Origin of the sequence: uncultured Maricaulis sp., assembly GCF_963975345.1 — a bacterium.
In the GTDB taxonomy this organism is placed as follows: domain Bacteria; phylum Pseudomonadota; class Alphaproteobacteria; order Caulobacterales; family Maricaulaceae; genus Maricaulis.
Map to the genome: position 1 here is coordinate 110,346 of NZ_CAXBGE010000002.1, position 23,321 is coordinate 133,666.

Annotated in this window: 23 protein-coding genes; 9 read left to right on the plus strand and 14 right to left on the minus strand. The window is 61.7% G+C overall.

What is annotated here, in order from left to right; genetic code table 11:
- Positions 1 to 41: 41 nt before the first annotated feature.
- The gene (locus AAC029_RS02240) at positions 42 to 776 is read right to left on the minus strand and encodes a glycosyltransferase family 2 protein (protein WP_339743500.1); all 735 of its coding nucleotides are present in this window, start codon (positions 774 to 776) and stop codon (positions 42 to 44) included.
- A 103-nt stretch (positions 777 to 879) separates the two neighbouring features.
- Between AAC029_RS02240 and AAC029_RS02245 the strand changes: the two genes are divergently transcribed.
- Positions 880 to 2,889 (plus strand): glycosyltransferase family 39 protein, encoded by a 2,010-nt coding sequence (locus tag AAC029_RS02245; RefSeq protein WP_339743502.1) that lies wholly within the window; start codon positions 880 to 882, stop codon positions 2,887 to 2,889.
- Entirely contained in the window at positions 2,886 to 3,809 is a 924-nt protein-coding gene (locus AAC029_RS02250) for a hydroxymethylglutaryl-CoA lyase (protein WP_339743504.1), read from the plus strand. The genes AAC029_RS02245 and AAC029_RS02250 overlap by 4 nt, the downstream gene beginning before the upstream one ends.
- Here AAC029_RS02250 and AAC029_RS02255 read toward each other — a convergent pair.
- From AAC029_RS02255 to cysS, 7 genes are all read right to left on the minus strand, one after another.
- Positions 3,800 to 4,753: a glycosyltransferase family 2 protein gene (locus AAC029_RS02255; RefSeq protein ID WP_339743506.1), complete on the minus strand. Its 954-nt coding sequence runs from the start codon at positions 4,751 to 4,753 to the stop codon at positions 3,800 to 3,802. The genes AAC029_RS02250 and AAC029_RS02255 overlap by 10 nt on opposite strands.
- On the minus strand, positions 4,753 to 5,961 hold the full coding sequence (locus AAC029_RS02260; RefSeq protein ID WP_339743508.1) for an O-antigen ligase family protein: 1,209 nt from the start codon (positions 5,959 to 5,961) through the stop codon (positions 4,753 to 4,755). Before AAC029_RS02260 ends, AAC029_RS02255 begins: the two co-directional genes overlap by 1 nt.
- Positions 5,962 to 5,983: 22 nt before the next feature.
- Positions 5,984 to 7,918 carry a threonine--tRNA ligase gene (thrS, locus tag AAC029_RS02265; RefSeq protein WP_339743510.1) on the minus strand — a complete coding sequence of 645 codons (1,935 nt, stop codon included), beginning with the start codon at positions 7,916 to 7,918 and terminating at the stop codon, positions 5,984 to 5,986.
- Entirely contained in the window at positions 7,915 to 8,238 is a 324-nt protein-coding gene (gene yidD / locus AAC029_RS02270; protein WP_339743512.1) for a membrane protein insertion efficiency factor YidD, read from the minus strand. Before yidD ends, thrS begins: the two co-directional genes overlap by 4 nt.
- A 199-nt stretch (positions 8,239 to 8,437) precedes the next feature.
- Positions 8,438 to 8,890 (minus strand): iron-sulfur cluster assembly scaffold protein, encoded by a 453-nt coding sequence (locus AAC029_RS02275; RefSeq protein WP_339743514.1) that lies wholly within the window; start codon positions 8,888 to 8,890, stop codon positions 8,438 to 8,440.
- 67 nt (positions 8,891 to 8,957) lie between these two features.
- Positions 8,958 to 9,254, minus strand: a complete 297-nt coding sequence (locus tag AAC029_RS02280) for a hypothetical protein (protein WP_339743516.1) — start codon at positions 9,252 to 9,254, stop codon at positions 8,958 to 8,960.
- Positions 9,254 to 10,645 carry a cysteine--tRNA ligase gene (cysS, locus tag AAC029_RS02285; protein ID WP_339743518.1) on the minus strand — a complete coding sequence of 464 codons (1,392 nt, stop codon included), beginning with the start codon at positions 10,643 to 10,645 and terminating at the stop codon, positions 9,254 to 9,256. Before cysS ends, AAC029_RS02280 begins: the two co-directional genes overlap by 1 nt.
- Positions 10,646 to 10,892: 247 nt before the next feature.
- Between cysS and folE the strand changes: the two genes are divergently transcribed.
- The 3 genes from folE (at position 10,893) to AAC029_RS02300 (ending at position 13,291) form a co-directional block, all read left to right on the plus strand.
- A complete protein-coding gene (gene folE / locus AAC029_RS02290; RefSeq protein ID WP_339743520.1) occupies positions 10,893 to 11,492 on the plus strand; it encodes a GTP cyclohydrolase I FolE in 600 nt (199 codons plus the stop codon).
- A 135-nt stretch (positions 11,493 to 11,627) separates the two neighbouring features.
- The gene (locus tag AAC029_RS02295; RefSeq protein WP_339743522.1) at positions 11,628 to 11,981 is read left to right on the plus strand and encodes a helix-turn-helix transcriptional regulator; all 354 of its coding nucleotides are present in this window, start codon (positions 11,628 to 11,630) and stop codon (positions 11,979 to 11,981) included.
- Positions 11,978 to 13,291: a type II toxin-antitoxin system HipA family toxin gene (locus AAC029_RS02300; protein ID WP_339743523.1), complete on the plus strand. Its 1,314-nt coding sequence runs from the start codon at positions 11,978 to 11,980 to the stop codon at positions 13,289 to 13,291. The genes AAC029_RS02295 and AAC029_RS02300 overlap by 4 nt, the downstream gene beginning before the upstream one ends.
- Positions 13,292 to 13,295: 4 nt before the next feature.
- Here the strand turns inward: AAC029_RS02300 and AAC029_RS02305 are convergent, their stop codons facing one another.
- Positions 13,296 to 14,999, minus strand: coding sequence for an alkaline phosphatase D family protein (locus tag AAC029_RS02305; RefSeq protein ID WP_339743525.1), 1,704 nt, complete (start codon positions 14,997 to 14,999; stop codon positions 13,296 to 13,298).
- Between the two features lie 98 nt (positions 15,000 to 15,097).
- On the opposite strand from AAC029_RS02305, the gene AAC029_RS02310 reads away from it, so the two are divergent.
- The 4 genes from AAC029_RS02310 (at position 15,098) to AAC029_RS02325 (ending at position 18,888) form a co-directional block, all read left to right on the plus strand.
- On the plus strand, positions 15,098 to 16,108 hold the full coding sequence (locus AAC029_RS02310) for an RluA family pseudouridine synthase (protein WP_339743527.1): 1,011 nt from the start codon (positions 15,098 to 15,100) through the stop codon (positions 16,106 to 16,108).
- Complete coding sequence (locus tag AAC029_RS02315; protein WP_339743529.1) at positions 16,108 to 16,767, plus strand: TetR/AcrR family transcriptional regulator; 660 nt, start codon at positions 16,108 to 16,110, stop codon at positions 16,765 to 16,767. Before AAC029_RS02310 ends, AAC029_RS02315 begins: the two co-directional genes overlap by 1 nt.
- Positions 16,768 to 16,852: 85 nt before the next feature.
- Complete coding sequence (locus AAC029_RS02320; RefSeq protein ID WP_339743531.1) at positions 16,853 to 17,617, plus strand: cupin domain-containing protein; 765 nt, start codon at positions 16,853 to 16,855, stop codon at positions 17,615 to 17,617.
- A gap of 68 nt (positions 17,618 to 17,685) precedes the next feature.
- Positions 17,686 to 18,888, plus strand: coding sequence for a Xaa-Pro peptidase family protein (locus AAC029_RS02325; protein ID WP_339743533.1), 1,203 nt, complete (start codon positions 17,686 to 17,688; stop codon positions 18,886 to 18,888).
- Here the strand turns inward: AAC029_RS02325 and AAC029_RS02330 are convergent.
- The 5 genes from AAC029_RS02330 to ftsH form a co-directional block, all read right to left on the minus strand.
- A complete protein-coding gene (locus tag AAC029_RS02330) occupies positions 18,885 to 19,229 on the minus strand; it encodes a multidrug efflux SMR transporter (RefSeq protein WP_339743535.1) in 345 nt (114 codons plus the stop codon). The genes AAC029_RS02325 and AAC029_RS02330 overlap by 4 nt on opposite strands.
- The gene (locus tag AAC029_RS02335) at positions 19,226 to 19,873 is read right to left on the minus strand and encodes a glutathione S-transferase family protein (protein WP_339743537.1); all 648 of its coding nucleotides are present in this window, start codon (positions 19,871 to 19,873) and stop codon (positions 19,226 to 19,228) included. The genes AAC029_RS02330 and AAC029_RS02335 overlap by 4 nt, the downstream gene beginning before the upstream one ends.
- Complete coding sequence (gene folP / locus AAC029_RS02340) at positions 19,870 to 20,694, minus strand: dihydropteroate synthase (protein ID WP_339743539.1); 825 nt, start codon at positions 20,692 to 20,694, stop codon at positions 19,870 to 19,872. Before folP ends, AAC029_RS02335 begins: the two co-directional genes overlap by 4 nt.
- Before the next feature lie 44 nt (positions 20,695 to 20,738).
- Positions 20,739 to 21,221, minus strand: coding sequence for a hypothetical protein (locus AAC029_RS02345; protein ID WP_339743541.1), 483 nt, complete (start codon positions 21,219 to 21,221; stop codon positions 20,739 to 20,741).
- Between the two features lie 135 nt (positions 21,222 to 21,356).
- A complete protein-coding gene (gene ftsH / locus AAC029_RS02350) occupies positions 21,357 to 23,243 on the minus strand; it encodes an ATP-dependent zinc metalloprotease FtsH (RefSeq protein ID WP_339743543.1) in 1,887 nt (628 codons plus the stop codon).
- Positions 23,244 to 23,321 lie beyond the last annotated feature (78 nt).

The window sequence follows — 23,321 nt, forward strand, 5'->3', positions numbered from 1 at the left end:
TTACACCATTATCCCCGCCACCTGACATAATCAGATCCTCACTATAACTCGTCTGAACCACGCGGGTTCCGCGCCCGTGAATTTAACCACATCATTCCCATCATGTCTGTCAAAGAGGCGAAAAGACGACCAAAATTCGTATATTTTGATGCGCCGATCGTGCGGTGACGATGGCTAACGGGGCGAAATTCGCACAAATAGCCGCCTCGATTCATCAGCGCTGGCAGGAAACGATGCTGGTGATCGAAGAAGGGAAGTTCCAGATAAACCTGCCGTTTGAAGGCCTTGAGGCCGCAGCCCGTATCGTTGCAATTATCGTTGAGCATGCGCTTGCGGATACCATTGCCGAAACGCGAGGCGAATTTTTTCCAAGCCGAGTCCTGACGGTTCTGGCTGCGATCACCGCCGACCAGAGCGAGATTTTCCGGTGCATCGGGGCGCATCAGGGCATCGATCACGATCGGCAGGCCGTCCGGCGGGTTCTGACCATCGCCGTCGAGTGTCCCGATAATTGCGCCGCGCGCATGCATGACGCCGGTCCGGACCGAGCGCGACTGGCCGGCATTATGGCGGTGGCCGATCACCCGCAGCATCGGCAATTCGTCTTTGGCGGCAACCAGTTCGGCGCGGGTGGTATCGGTCGAATTATCGTCGACAAACACCATCTCGAAATTGCGGCCCTTGAGCGCAGCAGCGATCTCGCGCGCCAGCGGTACGACATTGCCAGCTTCGTTATAGGCGGGCACAACAATAGAAATATCAGGGGTCTGACTCATAAGAAGCTCTGCTTGTGCTTGCGGAAAATCGGGTCTGCTTTAAATACCGCGTTTAGCACATGACGCGAGCGCTTTCACAGCCCTGCGACCATTGGAGACGGGCATGTCCGAGCTAGCCAAGGGAATTCGCGCCTATATTATCATAGGCTTGCTGACGGCCCTGTCGGCGATCGCGGGCATTTTCACTCTGCCGGCACTCGACCGCGATGAGAGCCGGTTCGCCCAGGCGACAGCGCAAATGCTGGAGACGGGGGATTTCGTCTCGATCAATTTTCTCGACGAGGCGCGCAACAAGAAACCCGTTGGAATTCATTGGCTTCAAGCCGCCAGCGTCGCGACATTCTCAAGCGTTGAAGCGCGCCAAATCTGGGCCTACCGCCTGCCCTCCATGCTCGGTGCGATCCTGGCAGCGCTGGCCTGTTTCTGGGGTGGGCAAAGACTGGTCGGACGCGAGGCGGCCTTTGCGGGGGCGGCACTTTTTGCGGTGACGGTGCTGTTGGGCATTGAAAGCGGCATCGCGAAAACTGATGCGATGTTAGTGGGTTGCACCACGCTGGCGATGGCTGCCTTGGCAAATTTGCGCTTCGGTGAGGGCGGCAAAAAAACCGCCATCCTGTTCTGGTTTGCGGTCGGGCTGGGCGCGCTGATCAAGGGGCCGGTGACACCGATGGTCGCCGGGCTAACGGTGCTGGTACTGGTGATCTGGGAGCGCAAGGCGAACTGGTTGAAACCACTGGGCTTCTGGCCGGGGCCACTGCTCGCTATCGCGATGGTTCTGCCTTGGCTGGTCTCGATCCAGATCGCGACGGATGGCGGTTTTCTGCGTCAGGCAATCGGCGATGATCTGGCCCCGAAACTGGCCGGCGCCGCCGAGCGTCATGGCGGCCTGTTCGGCTATCACTTGCTGCTCGCTCCCCTATTGTTATTCCCCGCTACACTGACTGTAATACCCGGACTGGGCTATCTCTCGTCAGCGCTGCGTGGCCGGACCGACAATAAAACGGCCAGCGCAGCCCGTTTTCTCCTCGCTTGGGCGATTCCGGTCTGGCTGGTGTTTGAACTTCTGCCAACCAAACTCCCCCATTACGTCCTTCCCGCCTATCCCGCCCTCGCGCTGATCGCCGGCTGGGGTCTGATGGAACTGGCCAAGGCTACCGCTTGGCAGAAATGGGTCAGCTGGGCCCTGTTCGCCTTCGCCGGCCTGGTGTTCGCGATCGCACTGCCGGTGCTGTTCATCGTCTATGGCAATAATGCGAGCTGGGATGCCGTGCGGCTTTCACTGGCCGGTTTCGAGGGCGGCTTCCAGCTCGGGCTCGACCCGAAGACGGCGGCCATTGTCTTCCTGACCGCGGCGCTATTCGCCGGCCTGACCGGAGCCGCGCTGATGGCGGCGCGCGGTCGCTCGGTTGTGCTGGTGCTCTGCCTCGCCGTGGCGGCCGGTCTGGGTTGGCAAGTGATGGCGCGCGGCGCGGCGGCACCGAACGCCTATGCCGTCCGCTTGGCGGACCAGGTGCGCGCGGCGCGGAGCTATTCGCAGACGATTGCCGGGATCGCGCCGGAGGATATCGTCACGGCCTCAAGCTATACCGAGCCGAGCCTGGTCTTCTCGCTGGGGACCGACACGATGCTCGGCACGGCGGAAGAAGCGCTGGCCTTTGCTGAGAGCCGCGAAGAGCCGACCATGGTAGTGCTGGACCTGTCGCGCTTCCCGGCGCTGCGGGCGGTACTCGCCGACCAGCCCCTGACAGACGAAGCTGTCTCCGATATCGCTCGTCTGGCCCCGGCCTCCGATGTCGAGGCACTATTCGAGAGCATGGAGCCTTTCGCCGATGAGCTCGGTGCCGCGTGGATCGACCACACCGCGACCCGCTGGATATGGGATACCTTGATGATGCAGCTCAATGTCTGTCATCGAGCCTTGGCGTCGGGTACCAATTACTCGCGCGGGGATGAGACCGTGCTGATTGTGCTGTTCACTCGCTGCGGCCAGCTTGGAGTTCGGCAATACGCGCCCTATTCTCAGCCGTACGGCGAGCTGTTTGGAGTCCCTTCTGAAATGCCTGAAGCAGTCGAAGAGCGTGTTCCGGGCGAATCCGAGGACACACCCCAATGACCCGCAAGATTGAAATCGTTGAAGTCGGGCCGCGTGATGGCCTCCAGAATGACCCGGTCCTGCTGTCGACGGAGATGAAGATCGAATTCATCTCGCGGCTGATCGATGCCGGGGTGAACCGGATGGAGGCGGCGAGCTTTGTCCATCCCAAGCTGGTGCCGGCGATGGCCGACAGCGCCGAGGTGATGGCTCTGGTGCCGCGGCTCGACGGGGTGAGGTATATTGGTCTGGCGCTCAATGAGCGCGGCTTGCGACGTGCGCTCGAAGCGGGCTGTGACGAGATCAATTATGTGATGGTCGCCTCGCCCGGCTTCGGGCTGAGGAACCAGAACGCGACGCCGGAGCAGACCGCCGACCTGTTCGACAAGATCGCCATCCTGGCCCATGACGAAGGCGTGCCGGTCTCGGTGACGGTCTCGGTCGCGTTCGGCGATCCGTTCGATGGCGAAGTCGATGCGAAAATTCTCGGCGAACTGGCGGCGCGCGCCAAGGCGGCGGGTGCCTGTGAATTCGCCCTGGGTGACACGATTGGCGTTGCCGATCCGTGGAGCGTGCGCAAGGCGCTCGATATTGTGCGGCGTGAGAGCGGCGATATGCGGCTGCGGATGCATTTCCACAATACGCGCAATACGGCGCTGGCGAATATCGCGGCGGCGGTGGATGCCGGCGTGGATGTCATCGATGCCTCGTGTGGCGGGATTGGTGGCTGCCCGTTTGCGCCCAAAGCGACAGGCAATGTCGCGACCGAAGACGTGATCTACATGCTCGAGCGCGGCGGCTTCGAAACCGGCATCGATCTGGACCGGATGATCGCAACAGCGAAATGGCTCGAGGATGTGGCGCTGAAACATCCGGTTGAATCGGCGCTCAAACGTGCGGGCGGTTTTCCCGGCGCACTGGCCGACAAGACTCAGGCCTGATTGTCGGGGCCTCGGCGCGAACGGCGCCAACGCAACAGCCGCACCCGAGCCTGCAGTTTGCGGCTCCGATTGTGTATCGCGCCGCGCAAAGCAATCCAGAACACCCGGGCCCACAGCGCGCCGTAAATTGGCCCGATCAACAGGACCGTCACCAGACGCTGCACCGGGCCGGGATAAAATTTCCAGAAATACTTGACGAATCCGGTCGCCTTGTGGGTCTCAACCCGGAGCGGACTGGCCTGGCTGGTCGCGCCGAAATGCAGGATTTGAACGCGAGGCTCGAACCAGACATCGCCGCCGGCCTCCCGCACGCTGCGGCAAAGATCGAGATCTTCCACGTGCAGGAAATAGCGTTCGTCGAATCCGCCCAGTTCGAGAAAGTCGTCCCGGCGCATCATCATTGCAGCCCCCGACACGTTCGGCACCTTCACCATCGTCTCCGGCAATACGTCGCGCTCCCAATGCAAACTGCGCAGTCTGGGGAACAAGAGATCGAGGCGCAGAAAGCTGATCATCGCCGCGCGCGGTGTCAGTTCGCCCCGACGACCGCCGGCCTGCTCGCTGGCGTCAGAGTTAAGAATGCACGCGCCGATGACCCATGGACGCTTCGAGGCCATCAAGGCCGACTGTTTGAGCTGCGTGCTCGAGCCCGGCGCCAGAATCGCGTCGGGGTTGAGAAACAGGATGAGCTCGCCACTCGCCGCCAGCGCGCCAATATTGCAACCCTTCGCGAAGCCGATATTTTCGCCAGTCTCGATCAGGATGAAGTTGGCGTGTCGGGCCGCCAGTTCGCGCAGCGCCGTGAGCACTTCAGGCGGGTTTTCATGGCTGACCAGGACGAATTCGTCGACGCCCTGCGCCCCAAGCACGGCGGTCGCCGCCTCCATCAGATGCGGACCGGTCTTCCAGGAGACTGTTACAACGCTGAGTCGCGAATTACTCATCAAGCCGGTTTCCGGGCACCCAAGAACAGGACGGCAGGCACCGCCAGAGCCATAGCGGCCTGGTGCCACTCTTGCCAGACACCATAGGAGAATAAAACCAGTGATACATAGGTGACCAGCACCCATGATGTCGCAATGGCCTGGACCCGGCTCAGTCGGGGGGCGCTGGCGATACGTCCGCCGGTAAAGACCAGCAGACAGGTCAGCAGGGCCGCACCGATCAGACCGGTCTCCAGCCAGACCTGCAAACTGGCATTGTGGGGATGCATGGGCAGGGTTTCGATCTGGTAGCCGTCCAGCACCATTTCGCCGTTCAGCGGACGCGAAGCGTCGAGCCCATAACCGAACAATGGCTTGTCCTTGATCAGGTCACTGACATAGGTCCAGATTTCCAGCCGCCAGACCCAGGACATCGGCAGGCGGTCCTGCAGTCCCTGCGGCAGAGCTGCGATGATGCCCGGCAGCACGACCGGCACCACAAGCACGCCGCCGGCGACAATACCGAACACACCGGCGATCATCGGACGGGGCCAAAAGGCTGTCAGCACTGCGGCGACTGAGGCCAGTATGAAGGCCAGCGCATTGACTTCGGTGTCGAAGCTGAAGGCCGCTATCGCGGCCAACCCCATCACCACAATACCAACGAGCAACCCGCCGGCACGGTGGGCGAGCAGCGCCGCCGGTGCAGCGAGCAACATGAGCGGTACGGCGGCATGACCCAGATTGCGATTGACGAAGGTCATCACATCATCTTCTGACATGGAGCCATAGCCTTCGACGGCGATCTTGAAGGCGTGGGTCATCGCGCCACCGGTTAGGGTTTCGGCGAGCAGGAAGAGCCCCAACGCGATCACAAGGAATATCACCGAGGCCTCGCAACGCGACCGCCAACGGCCCTCCAGCCCACCGACGCGCAGGGCGAGCAGGATGTAAAGCGGGACGCCAATCAGCGTTTTGGGGAGTTGCTCTGGATTGTTATAAGGCGACCACAGAAAGCTGATCCCAACCCAGGCCAGAAACAATCCCGTCAACACCAGCGGCACGGAGGGCGTTCGCGGCCGCCAGTAATTGGCGTCTACGGGAAAGGCGGCGATGGCGAGCAGGACCGCCATTGGCGGCAACAGGCCGCCGCCAGCGATAGACCAGGGCAAGGCAAGGGCGAAGGTCAAAACGCCAACCCAGCCTACCCTGTTTTCCCCCTGTGCCATCGCCAGTCCCGCCCGCGGCCGATCAGATGCGTTTTAGATCAGGTGCCATGGCGTCATCGCACAATCGTGCAATCGCTTCGGCCAGTGGCAGGACTTCCTGCTTATTACCCTCTTCGCCCAGGAAGCGCAGCGCGAGCGTGCCCTCCTCGGCTTCCTTGCGTCCAACCACGGCAATCACCGGGATCTTGCCGACCGAGTGTTCGCGGACCTTGTAGTTGATCTTCTCATTGCGAAGGTCCGTCTCGGCATTGAGCCCGGCCGCCTTCATCGCTGCGAGAACCTCAACCGCATAGGCGTCGGCATCGGACGTGATCGTTGCGATCACGATCTGACGCGGCGCCAGCCAGAAAGGCAGCTTGCCGGCATAGTTTTCCAGCAACACACCGAGGAAACGTTCCAGCGAACCGAGGATGGCGCGGTGGAGCATGACCGGTCGGTGCTTGTCATTATCGTCGCCGATATAATGGGCATCGAGACGCTCGGGCAGCTGGAAGTCACACTGGATCGTGCCCGTCTGCCACTCACGCCCGATCGCATCCTTGACGACGAAGTCGAGCTTGGGGCCGTAAAAGGCGCCATCGCCGGGGTTGTATTCGAAGTCGAGGCCGGAAGCCTCGGCCGCGGCCCGGAGCGCCGCCTCTGCCTGGTCCCAGACATCGTCGGAACCGACGCGCTGTTCCGGACGGTCGGCGAATTTGACGCGCGGCTCTTCGAAGCCAAAATCGGCATAGACCGATTTCAGCAATTCGCAGAAAGCCTTCACCTCGTCGACGATCTGATCGACCGTGCAGAAGATATGGGCATCGTCCTGCACGAAGCCGCGTACGCGCATCAGGCCATGCAGCGAGCCCGACGGCTCATAACGATGGCAGGAGCCGAATTCGGCCAGGCGCAGCGGCAAGTCGCGGTAGGACTTCTGGCCCTGATTGAAGACCTGGACATGGCAGGGACAATTCATCGGTTTCACGGCCAGGATTTTTTCTTCCTGGTCGATCGAGGAGATGAACATGTTCTCGCGATACTTGTCCCAATGGCCCGAAGCCTCCCAGAACTTCCGGTCCATCAGCTGTGGCGTGCGGATTTCCTGATAGCCATTGGCTTCCAGACGCCGGCGCATATAGCTCGTCACCGTGCGATAGAGGCGCCAGCCCGCCGGGTGCCAGAAGACCTGGCCCTGGGCTTCTTCCTGGAAATGGAACAGCTCCATCTGGCGGCCGAGACGGCGGTGATCGCGCTTTTCGGCTTCTTCGAGGCGGAAGAGATAGGCCTTGAGCTGTTTCTCATCGCCCCAGGCCGTGCCGTAGATGCGTTGAAGCATGGCGTTGCGATGATCGCCGCGCCAATAGGCCCCGGCCACCTTCATCAGCTTGAACGCCTTGCCGATCTTACCCGTCGAGGGCAAATGCGGCCCACGGCAGAGATCGAACCATTCGCCCTGGCGATAAATCGTGATCGTCTCGCTGACGGGCAGATCCCGGATCAGTTCGGCCTTGTAGAGTTCACCCATGTTTTCGAACATGGCGATGGCGGCATCGCGGTCCATCTCCTCGCGCTCGAACGGCAAATCGGCATCAACGATTTCGCCCATGCGTTTTTCAATCGCGTCGAAATCCTCCGTCGAGAAGGGTTCGTCGCGCGCGAAGTCATAATAGAAGCCGTCCTCGATCGAGGGGCCGATCGTGACTTGCGTGCCAGGGAAAAGCTCCTGCACCGCTTGGGCGAGGATATGCGCCGTATCATGACGGATGACCTCGAGGGCCTCCTCATCCTTGCGCGTCACCAGCGCTACGGAACAACTGCCGGGCAGTGGCCGCATCAAATCCCAGTCATCGCCATTCACCTTGGCAATCATCGCCACTTTGGCGAGGGATTTCGAGATGTTCTCGGCGAGGTCCATCGGCGTTGCGCCATCGGGCAATTCGCGGCTGGAACCATCGGGAAGCGTAATATTGATCATTGGTCTTCGTCCTTGTCGTCGGCGCGGCCTGCCGGCGGAAGCTTGTCCAAAGTGTCGATGATGGGACGGGATCTGAAACGCCAGACCGCCCACCAGGGCACTTGCGTGCGAACGGTCGGGGCCGGGTCGAAGCCATGGCTCCCCCCCGGTCGGCAGCGCCCCAGCCGACCCAAGGTCAGCCAGAAGCCGCGCCAGCCACCCTGGGTGCGGATCACCTCGATACCATAGGCCGAACAGGTCGGCTCATGGCGGCACCGCACGCCAAAGGCATAGAAGACCGGTGACAGGCTGTATTGGTAGACGCGAATCGCGCCCACCATCAGCCATCCCATCGGCCCCTTGGCCTGATTTATCCCGTCGCTCGAACACATTTGGATTCAAGCCTTTTAACGCCGGACCGCGCCCTGTCCACCATGGAGATGAGAGGGGCGAGGCCGGCCGCATTGAAATGGGTTCGGGTTTGCCTGCTTTTTACGGGCTGTCCGCGCTGTCCTGCCGGCTGGGCAGGAGCGGACAACCCTAGCCGGTCAGCGGGGTTGCGATACGGGTGGTGCGCGCTTTGGTCGCCGCCTCGACGGCAGCGTCGAAGGCCAGCATGATTGACTGATGCCGGGCTGGATAGGCGCGGGCGCTTTGCAGCAGTTGCAATTCAGCGAAACGGCCGCGCGGGGCCGGGCCAGACTGTTTCAGCATCGCCTTGAGATTGTCGCGCGCCAGTTCCAGCTCGCGCAGCGAGGCACCAATGGCGGCGCGGGCCAGGATCGCGGCCGAGGCCTGCCCCAGCGCACAGGCTTTAACCCGCAGCGCCAGATCAGCGACATGGCCCGACTGAACCATGATATCGAGCTCCACCTCTGAGCCGCACAGACGCGACACCTTGCGCACGGAAGCGTCCGGGCGCGCCAAGCGTCCGATGCGCGGTATATCTGCCGCGAGCCGCAAAACGGCATTGGAGTAGAGATCGTCACTCATCTTGAGGTGAATATAAGCATTTTTGCGTGGTGACGCCAGAGAGCCGGCTGGCGGTCAGTCCAGCCGTCTATTCCTCGTCATCATCCGGTGCCAGCTCATCGGCTTCGTCGAGCTCATCCTCGTCGAGATAGGTCGGCTCGGTGCGGCCGAGCACTTCGGGAATGTCGCCAAGATCGGCCGGGTCGACGCCGTCGGGACACCAGGCTTCGTCGATCGCAACATTCCAGAAGCCCTCGGCCTGCGCCGCACCGGCGGCCAGCTTGCAGGCCTGGTCCTTGTCGGCGGCGACGACGCCATAGGTGACGAAACCCTCACCGACCGCATCCTCGATCTGGACCAGGACATTGAAGCCGGTGAGTGCCATCAGCCCTGCTCCAGCTTGCGCCAGGTCGAGCCTTCCGGGCCATCATCGACCTGGACATTGAGCGCGGTCAGCTCGGCGCGCACGGCGTCGGCAGCAGCCCAGTCCTTGGTCTCACGCGCAACCTGACGCTTGACGATCAGCGCATCGATCGCATCGCGTTCGCTCGCGTCCAGAGCTGTCAGGCCGAACCATTCGTCCGGGTCGCCGTGGCCGATCCCGAGCAGCGCACCGGCGGCGAGCAATTCACCCTTGGCACGGGCCTTGTCTTCACCGGTTGCGGCCTTGTTGGCTTCGCCGGCGATCTGGAAGATTTCGGCCAGCGCTTTGGGCGTATTGATGTCGTCATACAGCGCTTCGAGAAAGGCTTCGGGCGCTTCGGTTTCGAGCGGTGTCACGTCGGCCAGCCGGCGCAGCACGCCATAGACGCGGTCGAGCGAGCGGCGCGATTTGGACAGCAGATCACTGGTCCAGCTCAACGGCGCGCGATAATGCGCCGTCAGCAGGGCATAGCGCAGCACTTCGCCGGTGTAATGCTGGACGAGATCGTGGACGAGCTGAACATTACCGAGCGATTTCGACATCTTGTCGGTGCCCATGGTGAGAAAGCCGTTATGGATCCAGTGATTGGCCATCGGCTGGCCGTCATGGGCGCAGACCGACTGGGCGATTTCATTCTCATGGTGCGGGAAGACCAGATCGATGCCGCCGCCATGAATGTCGATCGTCTTGCCCAGATGCGCCGCGCTCATGGCCGAGCATTCCAGATGCCAGCCCGGACGGCCACGGCCCCACTGGCTGTCCCAGCCCGGCTCGTCATCGGCGGCGGGCTTCCACAGCACGAAGTCGGCCGGATTGCGCTTGTAGGACGCGACTTCAACGCGGGCGCCGGCGATCATGTCCTCGAGCTCACGATTGGAGAGCTTGCCGTATTTGTCATAGGAGTCGACATCGAACAGGACATGCCCCTCGGATTCATAGGCATGACCGCCATAGACCAGGGACTGGATCATGCCGATCATCGGGCCGATATGCTCGGTCGCCTTTGGCTGCAGCGTCGGCGTCAGGGCGCCAAGCTGCGCCATGTCGGCGCTGTAGATCGCGGCGAATTTTTCGGTGATCTCGGAAATCGGCTCCCCGAGCTCCTTGGCGGCGGCGATGATCTTGTCATCCACATCTGTGATGTTACGCGCATAGGTGACGTGTTCGGCGCCGAACTCGCGGCGCAGGATCCGGAACAGGACATCGAACACGACCACAGGCCGGGCATTGCCGATATGCGCGTAATTATAAACAGTTGGCCCACAGACATACATTGTCACCCGGTCCGGATCGATCGGTTCGAATGGGCGCTTGTGGCGGGCCATCGTGTCGAAAAGGGTGAGGGATGCCATGGGAATATTCCGTTCGCTCAATAGGTCGGTGCTGAAAAAAGTATCATTCGGATGCGGTCATATCATTGGAATTGCCTCAGGGAAGGCCTAAATGCTTCCTACGCGCGAGCGTGGACACGGCGGGTATAAGGTATTGACTGCGAAAGCAGCAGCCAAAACATCCCCGATCCGGAAACCGGCACTACGGAATCTGCATCTAACTGGCAGAGCCGACCCGACAACGAAAGGATCCATGGAGATGGACGCTATGACACCTGAATCTGCTCGCCTGGCCGCTGGCAAACCTTCCCGTCACGAAGCCGAGGAGGCCGTGCGCACCCTGATCGCCTGGGCCGGTGATGACCCGGCGCGTGAAGGTTTGCTCGACACGCCCAAGCGCGTCGCCCGGGCGTGGGAGGAATGGTTCTCCGGCTATGGCGCCGATCCGGCCGCCGCGCTCGGCAAGACTTTCGAGGACGTGCAGGGCTATGACGATATGGTCATGCTGACCAATATCGATGTCGAGAGCCATTGCGAACACCATCTCGCGCCGATCATGGGCGTGGCGCACGTCGCCTATCTGCCCTCGGCCGCCGTGGTTGGGATTTCCAAGATTGCCCGCGTTGTCGAGATTTTCTGCAAGCGCATGCAGACGCAGGAAACCATGACCGCCCAGATCGCCGACGCCCTGATGGATGCGATGAACCCGCGCGGTGTCGCGATCCTGATTGACGCCAAGCACCAATGCATGACGACACGCGGCGTGCATCACCCCAATGTCTCGACCATCACCTCGACCTTCACCGGCGAGTTCAAGCATGACGCCAATCTGCGCGACCGCTTCATGCGCTTGGCCGAGAAGGCTTGAGTTACATAAAGCCTTATATATGACGCATTAACTCCGAATTGCGTGTTAATGCGTCAATATTCAATCATTATGATGATTGAATAAATGCACCTTATTTGCTACCTTAACGCCGTGAATTGGGTTAAAGTGGCAATTATGGAACATAAATCAGAGCACATCCAACCGATTAACCGGATCGTCGAAGATCTCGGCATCCGGCTTGAGGCCTACCGGATATCGCGCGGCATCAAGCAAGCTGATCTGGCGGCCAAGGCCGGAATTTCCCGCTCCACCCTGATGCGACTCGAAGCCGGCACCAGCGGCACGATCGACAGCCTCGTCCGGGTGCTGCAGGCGCTGGATCTCACCGACCGCTTGTCTGATCTCGTCCCCGACGCCGCCCTCAGCCCGCTCGACCCCATGAGCGAAACCGGCCAGCGCCGCCTGCGCGTACGCGATCGCAAGACCGACGCGGCGCCGTGGAGCTGGGATGACGAGCCCGGCAAATGAGCGCCACACCGAACACCCGCGCCAAGGTCAATCTGTGGGGTCGGATGATCGGGGCCGTCGTCTGGGACAGCGGGCGCGATATCGCAGTATTCGAATACACGCCGGAATTTGCCGCCTCCCGGATCGAGGTGGCGCCACTGACCATGCCGCTTCGGCGCGGCGTCTATGATTTCCCGGCCCTGCCGCGCGAAACCTTCAAGGGCCTGCCTGGCCTGCTCGCCGACAGCCTGCCCGACAAGTTCGGCAATCTGTTGATTGATCGCTGGTTGGCCGAACAGGGGCGCACGCCAGACAGTTTCAACCCGGTCGAACGGCTTTGCTATACCGGCACGCGCGGCATGGGCGCGCTGGAGTTTGAACCCACGCGCGGCACGCCGGGCCAGGCCGGACGGGCCATCGATATCGCACCCCTGGTCGAGCTGGCCGCGCGCGTGATCCATGACCGCGAAGCACTCGACGGCACGCTCGATGGCGGCGATGATCGCGAGGCGCTGCGCGACATCTTGCGCGTCGGCACCTCGGCCGGCGGCGCCCGCGCCAAAGCAGTACTGGCCTGGAATGAGCGCACGGGCGAATTCCACTCCGGCCAGGTCGAAGCCGGATCGGGCTTCACCCATTGGCTGATGAAATTCGACGGCGTCAGCGGCAATGCCGACAAGGAGGTCGCCGACCCGCAAGGTTATGGCCGGCTGGAATATGCCTGCTATCGACTGGCGCTGGAGGCCGGTGTCGAAATGAGCCGCTCACGCCTGCACGAAGAAGGCGGCCGGGCCCATTTCATGACCCGGCGTTTCGACCGCACTGGGAGCGGCGAAAAGCTGCACATGCAGTCACTCTGCTCAATGCGCCATTTCGATTTCAACCTGCCGCGCGCCTATTCCTACGAACAGGCGATCGAGACCATCCGCCTGCTCGGCCTCGGCCCGGACGCGATCGAGCAACAGGTGCGCCGCGCCCTGCTCAATATCGTCATCCGCAACCAGGACGACCACGTCAAGAATATCGCCTATCTGATGGACAAGACCGGCCAGTGGCGGCTCTCGCCGGCCTATGACGTTGTCTACGCCCACAATCCCGACGGCCAATGGACCCACCAGCACCAGATGTCACTGGCCGGTAAAACCCGGAGTTTCGAGCTGGAGGATCTGATCCGGTTCGGCCGTTATGCCGACCTCAAGCCGGCAAAGCTCAAGCGGATTCTGGGCGATATCCTGGATGCAGCCGCCAATTGGGACCGCCACGCCGCAGCGGCCAGTGTGCCGGACAGCCTCGCCAACCGGGCGCAGGCCGGCTTCAGGCTCAGCTTCTGATGCCCTACCCCACGCGCTCGGCCACAGGCGCTTCACCGCCCTCGGCGCGCGCAATGCGCCACTGGCTGTCCAGCCCGGCGTGGTAATCGCGGCTTTCGATGGTCGAGACGGTGACGAAATCGGCCAGTGCCTCATCGGGCGTCAGCGTCAGGCGGACATAGCCGTGATCGACCATATTGCACTGGGCGACATCGCGATTGGCCTCGCGCATCATCTTGCCATAGTCGACGCCCGGTGCCGCAAACGTCGAGAAGGGCGACGGGCTGGTGACTGATGAGCCCACCAACTCGGTGCCAATCCGAAAGCCGTCAGTATCGATGAGATCATTGGCCCAGAAAGAATGAACATCCCCGGTCAGGGTAATGACATCGGCACCGACGTCACGCAGCGCGGCATAAAGTCGGCCGCGCTCGGCGGAATAGCCATCCCACATGTCGAGATTGAACGGCAACTGGAAGCGCGTGCGCATGATCATTGAGCGCGCATACTCATTATCGCGGGTTGCATACCAGCGCAGCCAGGCCGGCATTTCCGTCGCGAAATTGGGAAAATTCACCTGCGCCATAATCACCTGATTGCCGAGAATGCGCCAGGGCTTGCCCGCCGCGAGCGAGGCGGCGCAGGCATCGCGAATCCCGGTGATCTGCTCCGTCCCGATCAAAGTTCGGCTCTCATCGCCGACCACATCGCGCTTCCAGGCGGCGACGGCCGCGAGCACTTCCGGATCGTTTTCATCGGCATCGGAGGGCACAGGAAAGCTGTCCAGGGAGAGTTGTTCATCGCGATCAATCAGCCGCGATTCCAGCATCACCAGGGTGGCCAGATCACCGATTTCATAGGCACCGAAGCGCCTGCGATTATCACCTTCCGGTTCGCGCGTCGGAGTCCAGTCATACCAGGTTCTCAGAGCCGATATGCGCCGAGCCTCCCAACTGCCTTCGCCCTCATTATGGTTCTCAGCACCATCGCGATATGAATCATTGGCCGTTTCATGATCATCCCAGGTCATGATCCAGGGCGCAGCGGCGTGCAAGGCCTGCAAGTCGGGATCGGTCTTGTACTGGGCATGGCGCGCGACCTGGTCGGCCGCCGTGATCATCTCATGTACCGGATCAGGCACACGATTGAGCGCCTCGGCATTTTCGGTCGCATATTCGCCCATCGCGTACTCATAGAGATAATCGCCAAGATGCAGAACGAGATCGAGGCCGCCATTCTCCGCTGCTTCACGGTAAACGTTAAAATGCCCGGCCGGGAAATTGGCGCAGGACAGGACACCGATCGTGTAGCTGTCGACACGGCCCACCGGGAGGGTGCGGGTGATGCCCGTCGGGGACCAGGTCTCGCCGAGCCGGAAACGGTAGAAATAGCTTTGACCCGGCTCCAGCCCCGTCGCGAGGATTTTCAGCGTCCCGAGCGGCTGCATCATGATGTAGCGAATATCTTCGCCGCTCTCGAACACGATATTTTCAAACTCTGCATCGCTGGCGACTTCAACGCCGCGATAGCCACCGCCATCATTGGTCAGGGCCGTCCACAACATCACGCTGGTCTGGTCGGGATCGCCCGAGGCAATGCCATGGCGGAACGGGCCATCACTGCTGGCCGGGCGAAAGGCCTCGATCCGCGGTGCGCAAGCCCCGACAGCCAAGGTCGCGCCAGCCGCGCCCAACAGCGCGGCGCGCCGTGTCAGATTGATCTTGCTCATTTAACTCTCTCCGAAACCGGCTCGCAGCGCCGCTCTTCTGCATCCGTGATAGCGTGCGATTGTTGCGTGTTCGCGACAGCAAGGCTACTCGCTTGTGGATGAGCACAGCAATCCCGGATATCCGCACCCTCACCGCCGAAGACGACCGGATCAATCAGCGCATTGATCGCTGGCTGACCGACGCGCTGGAAGAATTCTCCCGTTCGCGCCTGAAGGCCTTGATCGATAGTGGCCAGCTGACCTGCAATGGCAAACCGCTGACCGATCCTTCGGCCAAGGTGATCCCGGGCGCGGTCTATGCCCTGACTGTGCCGGCGCCGGTCGCCGCCGATCCGATCCCGGAAAAGATGGATCTCGATATCCTGTATGAGGATGATGATCTGGTCGTCCTCGTCAAACCCGTCGGGCTCGCCGTCCACCCGGCGCCGGGAAACTGGTCGGGCACGCTGGTGCACGGCCTGCTCCATCATTGCGCCGGCAGTCTGTCGGGGATTGGCGGCGTTGAGCGGCCGGGCATTGTCCATCGGCTCGACAAGGATACGTCCGGCGTGATGGTCGCGGCCAAATCGGATGCGGCGCACAAGGGGATGACGATCCAGTTCTCGCGCCACACGGTCGAGCGCGCCTATATCGCCTTCACCCGCCATTCGCCCAATCCGAAGGATGGTCGCATCGAGACGCAATTGATGCGCTCCTCGCGCGACCGGACCAAATTCGAAGTGCCGCACGATCCCAACAGCACCGCCGGCAAGCATGCGATCACCAATTACGTCACCCTGGCGCGCTATGGCCAGGACCCGCACGCCTCGATCGGCGCCGGGCTGGCGGCCAAGGTCGAGTGCCGGCTCGAGACCGGACGCACGCACCAGATCCGCGTCCACATGGCGCATATCGGCTGCCATATGCTCGGCGACCCGGTCTATGGCTCCAAGCGTGGCCGCCTGCTCGGCTCGGAGATTTGCGACCCCTTTCTGCGCGAATTTCGCCGCCAGGCGCTGCATGCCGCCGTGCTCGGTTTCAAACATCCGGTGACCGGGTTGGATTTGCGCTTCGAGAGCGAATTGCCCGACGACATGAAAGAGCTGGAACGCGTGCTGGAATTGCTGTGATGGCAGAGGCGAAAGCCAAGAAGCGCCCGAAGCGCCGCAATGCGGACGAGACCCGAGCCCGTCTGCTGAGCGTGGCCGAAACCCTGTTCTCCGACCGGGGATTTGAGCGCGCGACCACGGCCTCGATCGCCGAGGCCGCTGGCGTCACCAAGGCGATGGTCCGTTATTATTACGGCGACAAGGCCGGACTGCATGCCGCCGTGATCGATGCCGTTGTGAGCGAAGTGCTGGCGCAGCTCGAGGCCAATCTGCCTGAACAGGCTGATCCGCGTGGCTCGATGGCGGATTTCATCGAAGCGTTCGCCACCGCCATCATCTCGCGCCCGAGCTTTCCGCGCATGCTGGTGCGCGATTATCTCGATGGCGATCTGATGTCGCGGCCGGCGACGGCCCAGACCCTGATGCAATTTATGGCCAAGACGCGGATGCGTTATGAGGCCGGCCGCGCCGCCGGCATCTTCCGCGAGCTCAATCCGCACATGCTGCATCTGTCGATTGTCAGCAATGCGGCCTTCTTCTCACTCACGGCTCGTTTTCGTGCCACCGCTGCGGCCCAGGGCGTCAAACCCGATCCCGGTCTGGAAGCGGCAGACTTCGCCCGGCACTTGCGGACCCTGCTGCTCGACGGCATCGGCGAAAGAAATATCGTTTTACGATAAAATATCGATTGACGGTAATTATCCCATGAGATAGTTATGGCTCGAAGGGGCGGTTTTTCAATCGCAATTTTGGGACGATAAACTCATGAAAACGAAACTGAATATCCGACACATCGTGGCCAGCGCTGCCGCAATATTCGCCCTCACCGGCCCGGCCTTGGCTGACGATACCGGCGACATCCTCGACCGCTTCGCGGCGGACTATCTGCAAGACTTCACATTCAATCAAAGCATCGAATTCGGCGTCCTCGTCGATGGCGATGACTGGTGGACGGTGAGCATGGACCACGACGCCGGCAGTTACCGCGTCACCCATGCCCAGCCCGAGACGCCGACCCTCTACTTCCCGGCGACAGCCGAGGTGCTTGGTCAGGTCGACCGCGGCGAGATGACGGCTCTGACCGCGATGGTCAAGGCCTTCTCAACCGATGTTTCGCCGATGGATATGGACCTGATGGAGGGCGCGGATTTTGATCCGGCGATGCTGGCGCAGGCCTTCCACTTCTGGACGCGCGGCAATCCGGAAATCATCAATTTCAACGATCTCCAGACCCGTTTCGTGCACGGCGGCAATGCGGGGATATTCTATTACCAGCCGGGATTCCGCAGCGGCTTCGGCTATGTGATGCCGGGTCAGCACGTCAATGAGGATGAGCGCAGCCGTACGAATGAATTCGAGACGCTGATCATCTTCCTCGATGGCCGTGCAACCGCCCGGTTGAATGGCGTCGACCAAGAGGTGCATGGCGGCCAGGCGATCTATATCCCCGCCGGCATGACGCATGAATTCCTCAACCCCTATGACGAACCCGCGCAATTCCTGCTCTTCATGTTTGGCGAAGGCGCCTGATCGAAGGCATGGACGACAGGCGCTCCTTCGGTCCTTTATACCCCTTGGGATCGAAGGAGTGTCTGATCATGTCGAACTTCACACGCGGCGTCGGCGGCTCGACCGCAGCAGCCGAACTGGCTCGCCTGAAACCGATGTTGGGCGATTGCCAGCCGATCAGCCATGACGAGCACCGGGGGCGGCTGACCGGTCTGGCACAGCGAATGGCCAAGGCTGGCGTCGATGCGGTCTGGCTCGATGCCGGCAGCAACCTCACCTATTATACCGGCATGAAATGGCGGGCCTCGGAGCGCCTGGTGGGTGCCCTGGTCAACAGCGATGGCGGCGTGACCTATGTCGGCCCCGCCTTCGAGGAAGGCACGTTGAAGCTCTATATGGGCGTCGAGGCGCCCTTGCGCGGCTGGGAGGAGCATGAGAGCCCCTATGCCTGCGTCGCCTCGCTCCTGCCCTCTGGTGCGAAGTTGGGGATTGATCCGGCGACCCCCTATTTCACCGTCACTGGTCTGAGCGAAGCCCTCGGTGGCCGGACCACAAACGCCGGCGATGTCATCCTGTTCGCCCGCGCCCGCAAATCAGCCGCTGAACTGGCACTGATGCAGGCGACCAAGACCGCAACAATCGAGGTCCACAAGGCGGCTGGTGCGATCCTGCGGCCGGGCATCACCACCGGCGAAGTGACCGAATTCATCCATGCCGCTCACAAGAAGATTGGCGCGCCCGGCGGCTCGACCTTCTGCATCGTATTGTTCGGCCCCGATACAGCCTTCCCGCATGGCGTCGCTCGCCCCAAGACCCTCGATAAGGGCGATGTCGTTCTGATCGATACCGGCTGCGCCATCCATGGCTATCAGTCTGACATCACGCGCACCTATGTGTTCGGCGAGCCGACTGCGCGCCAGCGCGAAGTCTGGGATGCGGAGAAGGCCTGCCAGATCGCGGCGCTTGCGGCGGCACAGCTGGGCCAGACCTGCGCCAGCGTCGATGCGGCGGCTCGTGCCGAGGCTGAAGCTCGCGGTTTTGGACCGGGCTATCAATTGCCCGGCATCCCGCACCGCACCGGCCACGGCATCGGGCTCGACATCCATGAAGCGCCCTATCTGGTCGGCGGCGATGAAACGCCGCTCGATATCGGGATGTGTTTTTCCAACGAGCCGATGATCTGCGTTCCGGGCGAATTCGGCATCCGGCTCGAGGATCATTTCTACATGACCGCCGAAGGCCCGCGCTGGTTTACGGAGCCGTCGAAATCGATCGAGGATCCCTTCGGCTAGTGTGAGGTGTCGCCGCTCAGCCGCAGGCCCAATATCCCGATCATAATCAGGGTGAGAAACAGGATGCGCGCGATCGTCACCGGTTCCTTGAACACCAGGATGCCGATGGTGGCGACACCGAGCGTGCCGATCCCGGTCCACACGGCATAGGCGGTGCCGGCGGGCAGATGTTTCATCGCCGCAAACAGCAACACCATCGAGGCGACCAGCGCTGCGAGCACGGCTGCGTGCTGCCAGAGCGGCGCCTGGCGGTCGACATATTTGAAGCCGAGGGCCCAAGCCATCTCGAAAATTCCGCCCATCACCAGCAGTGACCAGGGCCCGGTCAGAAACGCGATCATGCTTCAACCTCGAGATCAAAATTGCGGCGCCAGACTTCGCGGATGACCGGGTGTTTTTCGGTCGCCCGCACGGCGCCGGCGAGATTGGGGCAATGCTGCAGGAACCAGCCGCCGCGCGGCGACCAATGGCTCATCATCGCGACATAAACGTCGAGCAGGCTCATCGTCTCGCCGAGCAGATACGGCCGGGTCGCGCCCTTGAAGGCGGTATCGATAATGCGCCACATCTGTTTGCGGCGCTCAACGGCTTGGTGCAGCAGCGTCTTGTGGGTCTCCGGGTCGGGATGGAAACGCCCCGGACCGTCGGTGATGGTGAGGGTCGAATAGAAGCTGGACGACATGAAGATCATCCAGCGCAGATACTCGGCACGCTCCGCCGCATCCGGGCTCGGCGCAAAACGGTATTGGCCATCCAGATCGCCGAGCCAGATCAGGATCGCGGCGCTCTCGGTCATCACATCATCATTGGGCAGGATCAGGACGGGCACTTGGCCAACCGGATTGACTGACTTGACCCGCGCCAGACCCTGCGCCCCGTCCAGCGGATCGGCCTCCTCGAAATCATACGCAATGCCGTGCAGTTCCAGCGCCGCCTCAACACAGGTCGAGCCGAAACCCTGTTGGCCATAGAGCGTGTAGCTCATGCCTTGCCCTCGCGAATGGCCGCCTGGACCTTGAGCGCCTGCAACGTCATGCGAATATCGTGAACGCGCACCATGGCCGCGCCAGCTTGGGCAGCGCGCAAGGCCGCCGCGAGCGAGCCGCCAAGCCGCTCAGTCTCGGCTGCACCCTCATCAATGGCGGCGATAAAGCGTTTGCGCGAGGCGCCGAACAGCACCGGGTAACCCAGTGCGATGACCTGATCGAGATCGTGCATCAGGGCTAGATTATGATCGAGCGACTTGCCGAAACCGATCCCTGGGTCGAGCCAGATACTGCCGGCATCGACGCCGCCCGCCATCGCGATATCGGCGCGCTCGGTAAGGAAATCGCACACTTCGCTGACGACATCCTGGTAACGCGGCGCCTGCTGCATGCTCGCGGGCGTACCGGCCATGTGCATCAGGATCACCGGCACGCCAAGTTCAGCTGCAGTCTCGACTGCGCCCTCCTGGCGCAGCGCCATCACATCATTCCAGATATCAGCCCCCGCGGCCACGGCCGCACGCGCTACCTCGGGCTTGAATGTGTCGATGGAAATGCGCGCCGCGCTTTGTTCGCGCAGCGCCTTGATCACAGGGATGACGCGGCGCATCTCCTCGGCGGCATCGACCGGCGCTGCACCGGGACGCGTCGATTCTCCGCCGATATCGATGACGTCGGCACCATTCTTGAGCATGTCCAGCCCGCGCGCGACGGCGGCCTGCTGGTCGATGAAATCACCACCATCGGAAAAGCTGTCGGGCGTGACGTTGAGAACACCCATGATGAAGGGAATGCCACGGCGGGTTCGGGGATTGCGCATTCAACCCTGCTAGTCTGCCCGTCATCGAATGGCAAGGCGTTGCGCTATTGTACCCGTGCGCCAGTCAGGTCGAGGGTAAAACTGGTGTGGAATTCGCCGCCATCCTGACCGAGATGCACGGTCGCAGTCTCGCCATCTGCCACCACCAGGCTTGGCTCGGCCAGCAGAGAGGCATCACCGCCACCGACAGGCTGGGTCGTGAGCCGGACGGCATAGCGGATCTCGCCGCTCTCAAGCGGGGCAGCGGTCAGATTGACATGCAGGTCGAGCCGTTGCCCAGTGCCGATCTGTCCGAGATCGAAGGCCGCGTCGGGAAGGTCCGGCAGGGTAAATTCGAAGCCTTCACCGGGCACCATCACGACCTGCGATGTCTGGCGGGTGTAGTGCCCCTCACGCGGGAGCATGGAGTCGAAAGTGGCTTCATAGCTAACGTTCAAACCCGGCACCATGACTTGCTCAACGGAAGTGGGGGTGCAGGCCGACATTGCCAGCAGCGCAAGGGGCGAGACCAGAGGCAAAAGGCGCATCAGAAGATTCTCCAGCAGGTCGCCATCAGGATATTGATGCAACTTGCAGGTGATTTGTCGCCATTGACAAGTGGCAAAACAAAACCCCCGGCGCGGAGCACCAGGGGTTTGTCATCTGTCATTGCCGAAACCGGATCAGGCGCCTTGCGGCTCCGCATCAGTGGCAGGACCATCATCAGTTGTCGGCACCGCGCTTGATGGCGGCGGCGAGCTGGGTTTCGTCGGCTCGTCGGGACGCGTCGGCCGCTTGCCTTCAAGCAAGTCGCGCACTTCCTGACCGGTGAGAATTTCGAACTCCAGCAGACCAGCGGCGACAACATCGAGCTCCTTGCGGTGCTCGGTCAGAATCCGGCGGGCTGTGGTCTCGGCTTCCTCGATCAGGGAGCGGACTTCCTTGTCGATCAATTCGGACGTGTCAGGCGAGATCTGCGGGGCCTCATAGGCCTGGTTCTGATAGCGCACGCGGCCGAGCTTTTCGGACATGCCCCATTCCATCACCATCGCCCGCGCCATGCGGGTCGCCTGCTGGATATCGCTCATCGCACCATTGGTGACATTCTCCGGACCCAGAGCGAGAATTTCCGCTTCGCGGCCGCCAAACAGGGAGGCCAGGTTGGAGATGCAATACTGGCGCGAATAGCTCAGCCGGTCGGTTTCCGGCAGGCTGAAGGTGACGCCCAGGGCGCGGCCGCGCGGAATGATCGTCACTTTGTGCAAGGGATCATGCTGCGGCATGTTGAGCCCGACGATTGCATGGCCAGCCTCATGATAGGCCGTCAGATTCTTCTCGGCATCGGTCATCACCATCGAGCGCCGTTCGGGGCCCATCATGACCTTGTCCTTGGCGTCCTCGAACTCGGCCATCGCGACGACGCGCTTATTGCGGCGCGCTGCCAGCAATGCGGCCTCATTGACCAGATTGGCGAGATCAGCACCGGAGAAGCCCGGCGTACCCCGCGCAATCACGCGCGGATCGACATCGGTCGCGAGTGGCACATCGCGCATGTGAACCTTGAGGATCTTCTCACGGCCGACAATATCAGGATTGCTGACCACGACTTCGCGGTCAAAGCGGCCCGGACGCATCAGCGCCGGATCGAGCACGTCAGGACGGTTTGTCGCGGCAATCAGGATCACGCCTTCATTGGCTTCAAACCCGTCCATCTCGACCAGAAGCTGGTTGAGCGTCTGTTCGCGCTCGTCATTACCGCCGCCAATACCGGCACCGCGCGAGCGGCCGACGGCATCGATTTCGTCGATGAAGATGATGCAGGGGGCGTTCTTCTTGGCCTGTTCGAACATGTCGCGGACGCGCGATGCGCCGACACCAACGAACATTTCCACGAAGTCGGAACCAGAAATGGTAAAGAAGGGCACATTCGCTTCGCCGGCCACAGCGCGGGCCAACAGTGTTTTACCGGTACCCGGAGGGCCCACCAGCAGCACGCCTTTGGGGATTTTACCGCCGAGGCGCTGGAATTTGCTCGGGTCCTTGAGGAATTCGACGACTTCCTGCAGCTCTTCCTTGGCTTCATCGACACCAGCGACATCGTCGAAGGTCTTGCGGCCATGGGATTCGGTCAGCAGGCGGGCCTTCGACTTGCCGAAGCCCATCGCGCCGCCACGTCCGCCGCCCTGCATCTGGCGCATGAAGAAAATCCACACCCCGATCAGCAGCAGGAAGGGGAAGTAGTTGATCAGGATATTGACGAAGAAATTGCCATCGGTGTCGACAGGCTCGACATCGATATTGACGCCAGCATCGCGCAACAGGCCAACCGTTTGATTGTCCTGTGGTGGCAGCATGGCTTCGATCATCTGTCCGGTACCGCTCTGAGCTCGGATCTTGTCGCCCTGGATCGTCACCGAGGAAATTTCCTGGCGTTCGACGCGGCCGAGAAATTCCGAATAGGTCACTTGGCTGGTCGGCGAGGCAGGTTCGCCGGAACGGCTGACAAGCTGGACCAGTGCGAGCAAGAGCACGAACACGACGGCCCAAATCAGGATATTTCTCATTTGCATGCGGATCATCCGTTCAAATTAGCGGTCATCTGAGACCTGATATGGGCATTCAAGGCCAGAGTTGCGAGTCGCAGCTGC

Excerpts from the sequence above, each read along its gene's own strand:
- AAC029_RS02295 (WP_339743522.1), top strand. The coding sequence starts at position 11,628 with ATGGAACATAAATCAGAGCACATCCAACCGATTAACCGGATCGTCGAA.
- AAC029_RS02255 (WP_339743506.1), bottom strand. The coding sequence starts at position 4,753 with ATGAGTAATTCGCGACTCAGCGTTGTAACAGTCTCCTGGAAGACCGGT.
- AAC029_RS02305 (WP_339743525.1), bottom strand. The coding sequence starts at position 14,999 with ATGAGCAAGATCAATCTGACACGGCGCGCCGCGCTGTTGGGCGCGGCT.
- AAC029_RS02320 (WP_339743531.1), top strand. The coding sequence starts at position 16,853 with ATGAAAACGAAACTGAATATCCGACACATCGTGGCCAGCGCTGCCGCA.
- AAC029_RS02280 (WP_339743516.1), bottom strand. The coding sequence starts at position 9,254 with ATGGCACTCACCGGCTTCAATGTCCTGGTCCAGATCGAGGATGCGGTC.
- ftsH (WP_339743543.1), bottom strand. The coding sequence starts at position 23,243 with ATGCAAATGAGAAATATCCTGATTTGGGCCGTCGTGTTCGTGCTCTTG.
- AAC029_RS02330 (WP_339743535.1), bottom strand. The coding sequence starts at position 19,229 with ATGATCGCGTTTCTGACCGGGCCCTGGTCACTGCTGGTGATGGGCGGA.
- AAC029_RS02310 (WP_339743527.1), top strand. The coding sequence starts at position 15,098 with ATGAGCACAGCAATCCCGGATATCCGCACCCTCACCGCCGAAGACGAC.
- AAC029_RS02250 (WP_339743504.1), top strand. The coding sequence starts at position 2,886 with ATGACCCGCAAGATTGAAATCGTTGAAGTCGGGCCGCGTGATGGCCTC.
- AAC029_RS02315 (WP_339743529.1), top strand. The coding sequence starts at position 16,108 with ATGGCAGAGGCGAAAGCCAAGAAGCGCCCGAAGCGCCGCAATGCGGAC.
- AAC029_RS02300 (WP_339743523.1), top strand. The coding sequence starts at position 11,978 with ATGAGCGCCACACCGAACACCCGCGCCAAGGTCAATCTGTGGGGTCGG.
- cysS (WP_339743518.1), bottom strand. The coding sequence starts at position 10,645 with ATGGCATCCCTCACCCTTTTCGACACGATGGCCCGCCACAAGCGCCCA.
- folP (WP_339743539.1), bottom strand. The coding sequence starts at position 20,694 with ATGCGCAATCCCCGAACCCGCCGTGGCATTCCCTTCATCATGGGTGTT.
- AAC029_RS02325 (WP_339743533.1), top strand. The coding sequence starts at position 17,686 with ATGTCGAACTTCACACGCGGCGTCGGCGGCTCGACCGCAGCAGCCGAA.
- thrS (WP_339743510.1), bottom strand. The coding sequence starts at position 7,918 with ATGATCAATATTACGCTTCCCGATGGTTCCAGCCGCGAATTGCCCGAT.
- AAC029_RS02245 (WP_339743502.1), top strand. The coding sequence starts at position 880 with ATGTCCGAGCTAGCCAAGGGAATTCGCGCCTATATTATCATAGGCTTG.
- AAC029_RS02335 (WP_339743537.1), bottom strand. The coding sequence starts at position 19,873 with ATGAGCTACACGCTCTATGGCCAACAGGGTTTCGGCTCGACCTGTGTT.
- folE (WP_339743520.1), top strand. The coding sequence starts at position 10,893 with ATGACACCTGAATCTGCTCGCCTGGCCGCTGGCAAACCTTCCCGTCAC.
- AAC029_RS02345 (WP_339743541.1), bottom strand. The coding sequence starts at position 21,221 with ATGCGCCTTTTGCCTCTGGTCTCGCCCCTTGCGCTGCTGGCAATGTCG.
- yidD (WP_339743512.1), bottom strand. The coding sequence starts at position 8,238 with ATGGTGGGCGCGATTCGCGTCTACCAATACAGCCTGTCACCGGTCTTC.
- AAC029_RS02275 (WP_339743514.1), bottom strand. The coding sequence starts at position 8,890 with ATGAGTGACGATCTCTACTCCAATGCCGTTTTGCGGCTCGCGGCAGAT.
- AAC029_RS02240 (WP_339743500.1), bottom strand. The coding sequence starts at position 776 with ATGAGTCAGACCCCTGATATTTCTATTGTTGTGCCCGCCTATAACGAA.
- AAC029_RS02260 (WP_339743508.1), bottom strand. The coding sequence starts at position 5,961 with ATGGCACAGGGGGAAAACAGGGTAGGCTGGGTTGGCGTTTTGACCTTC.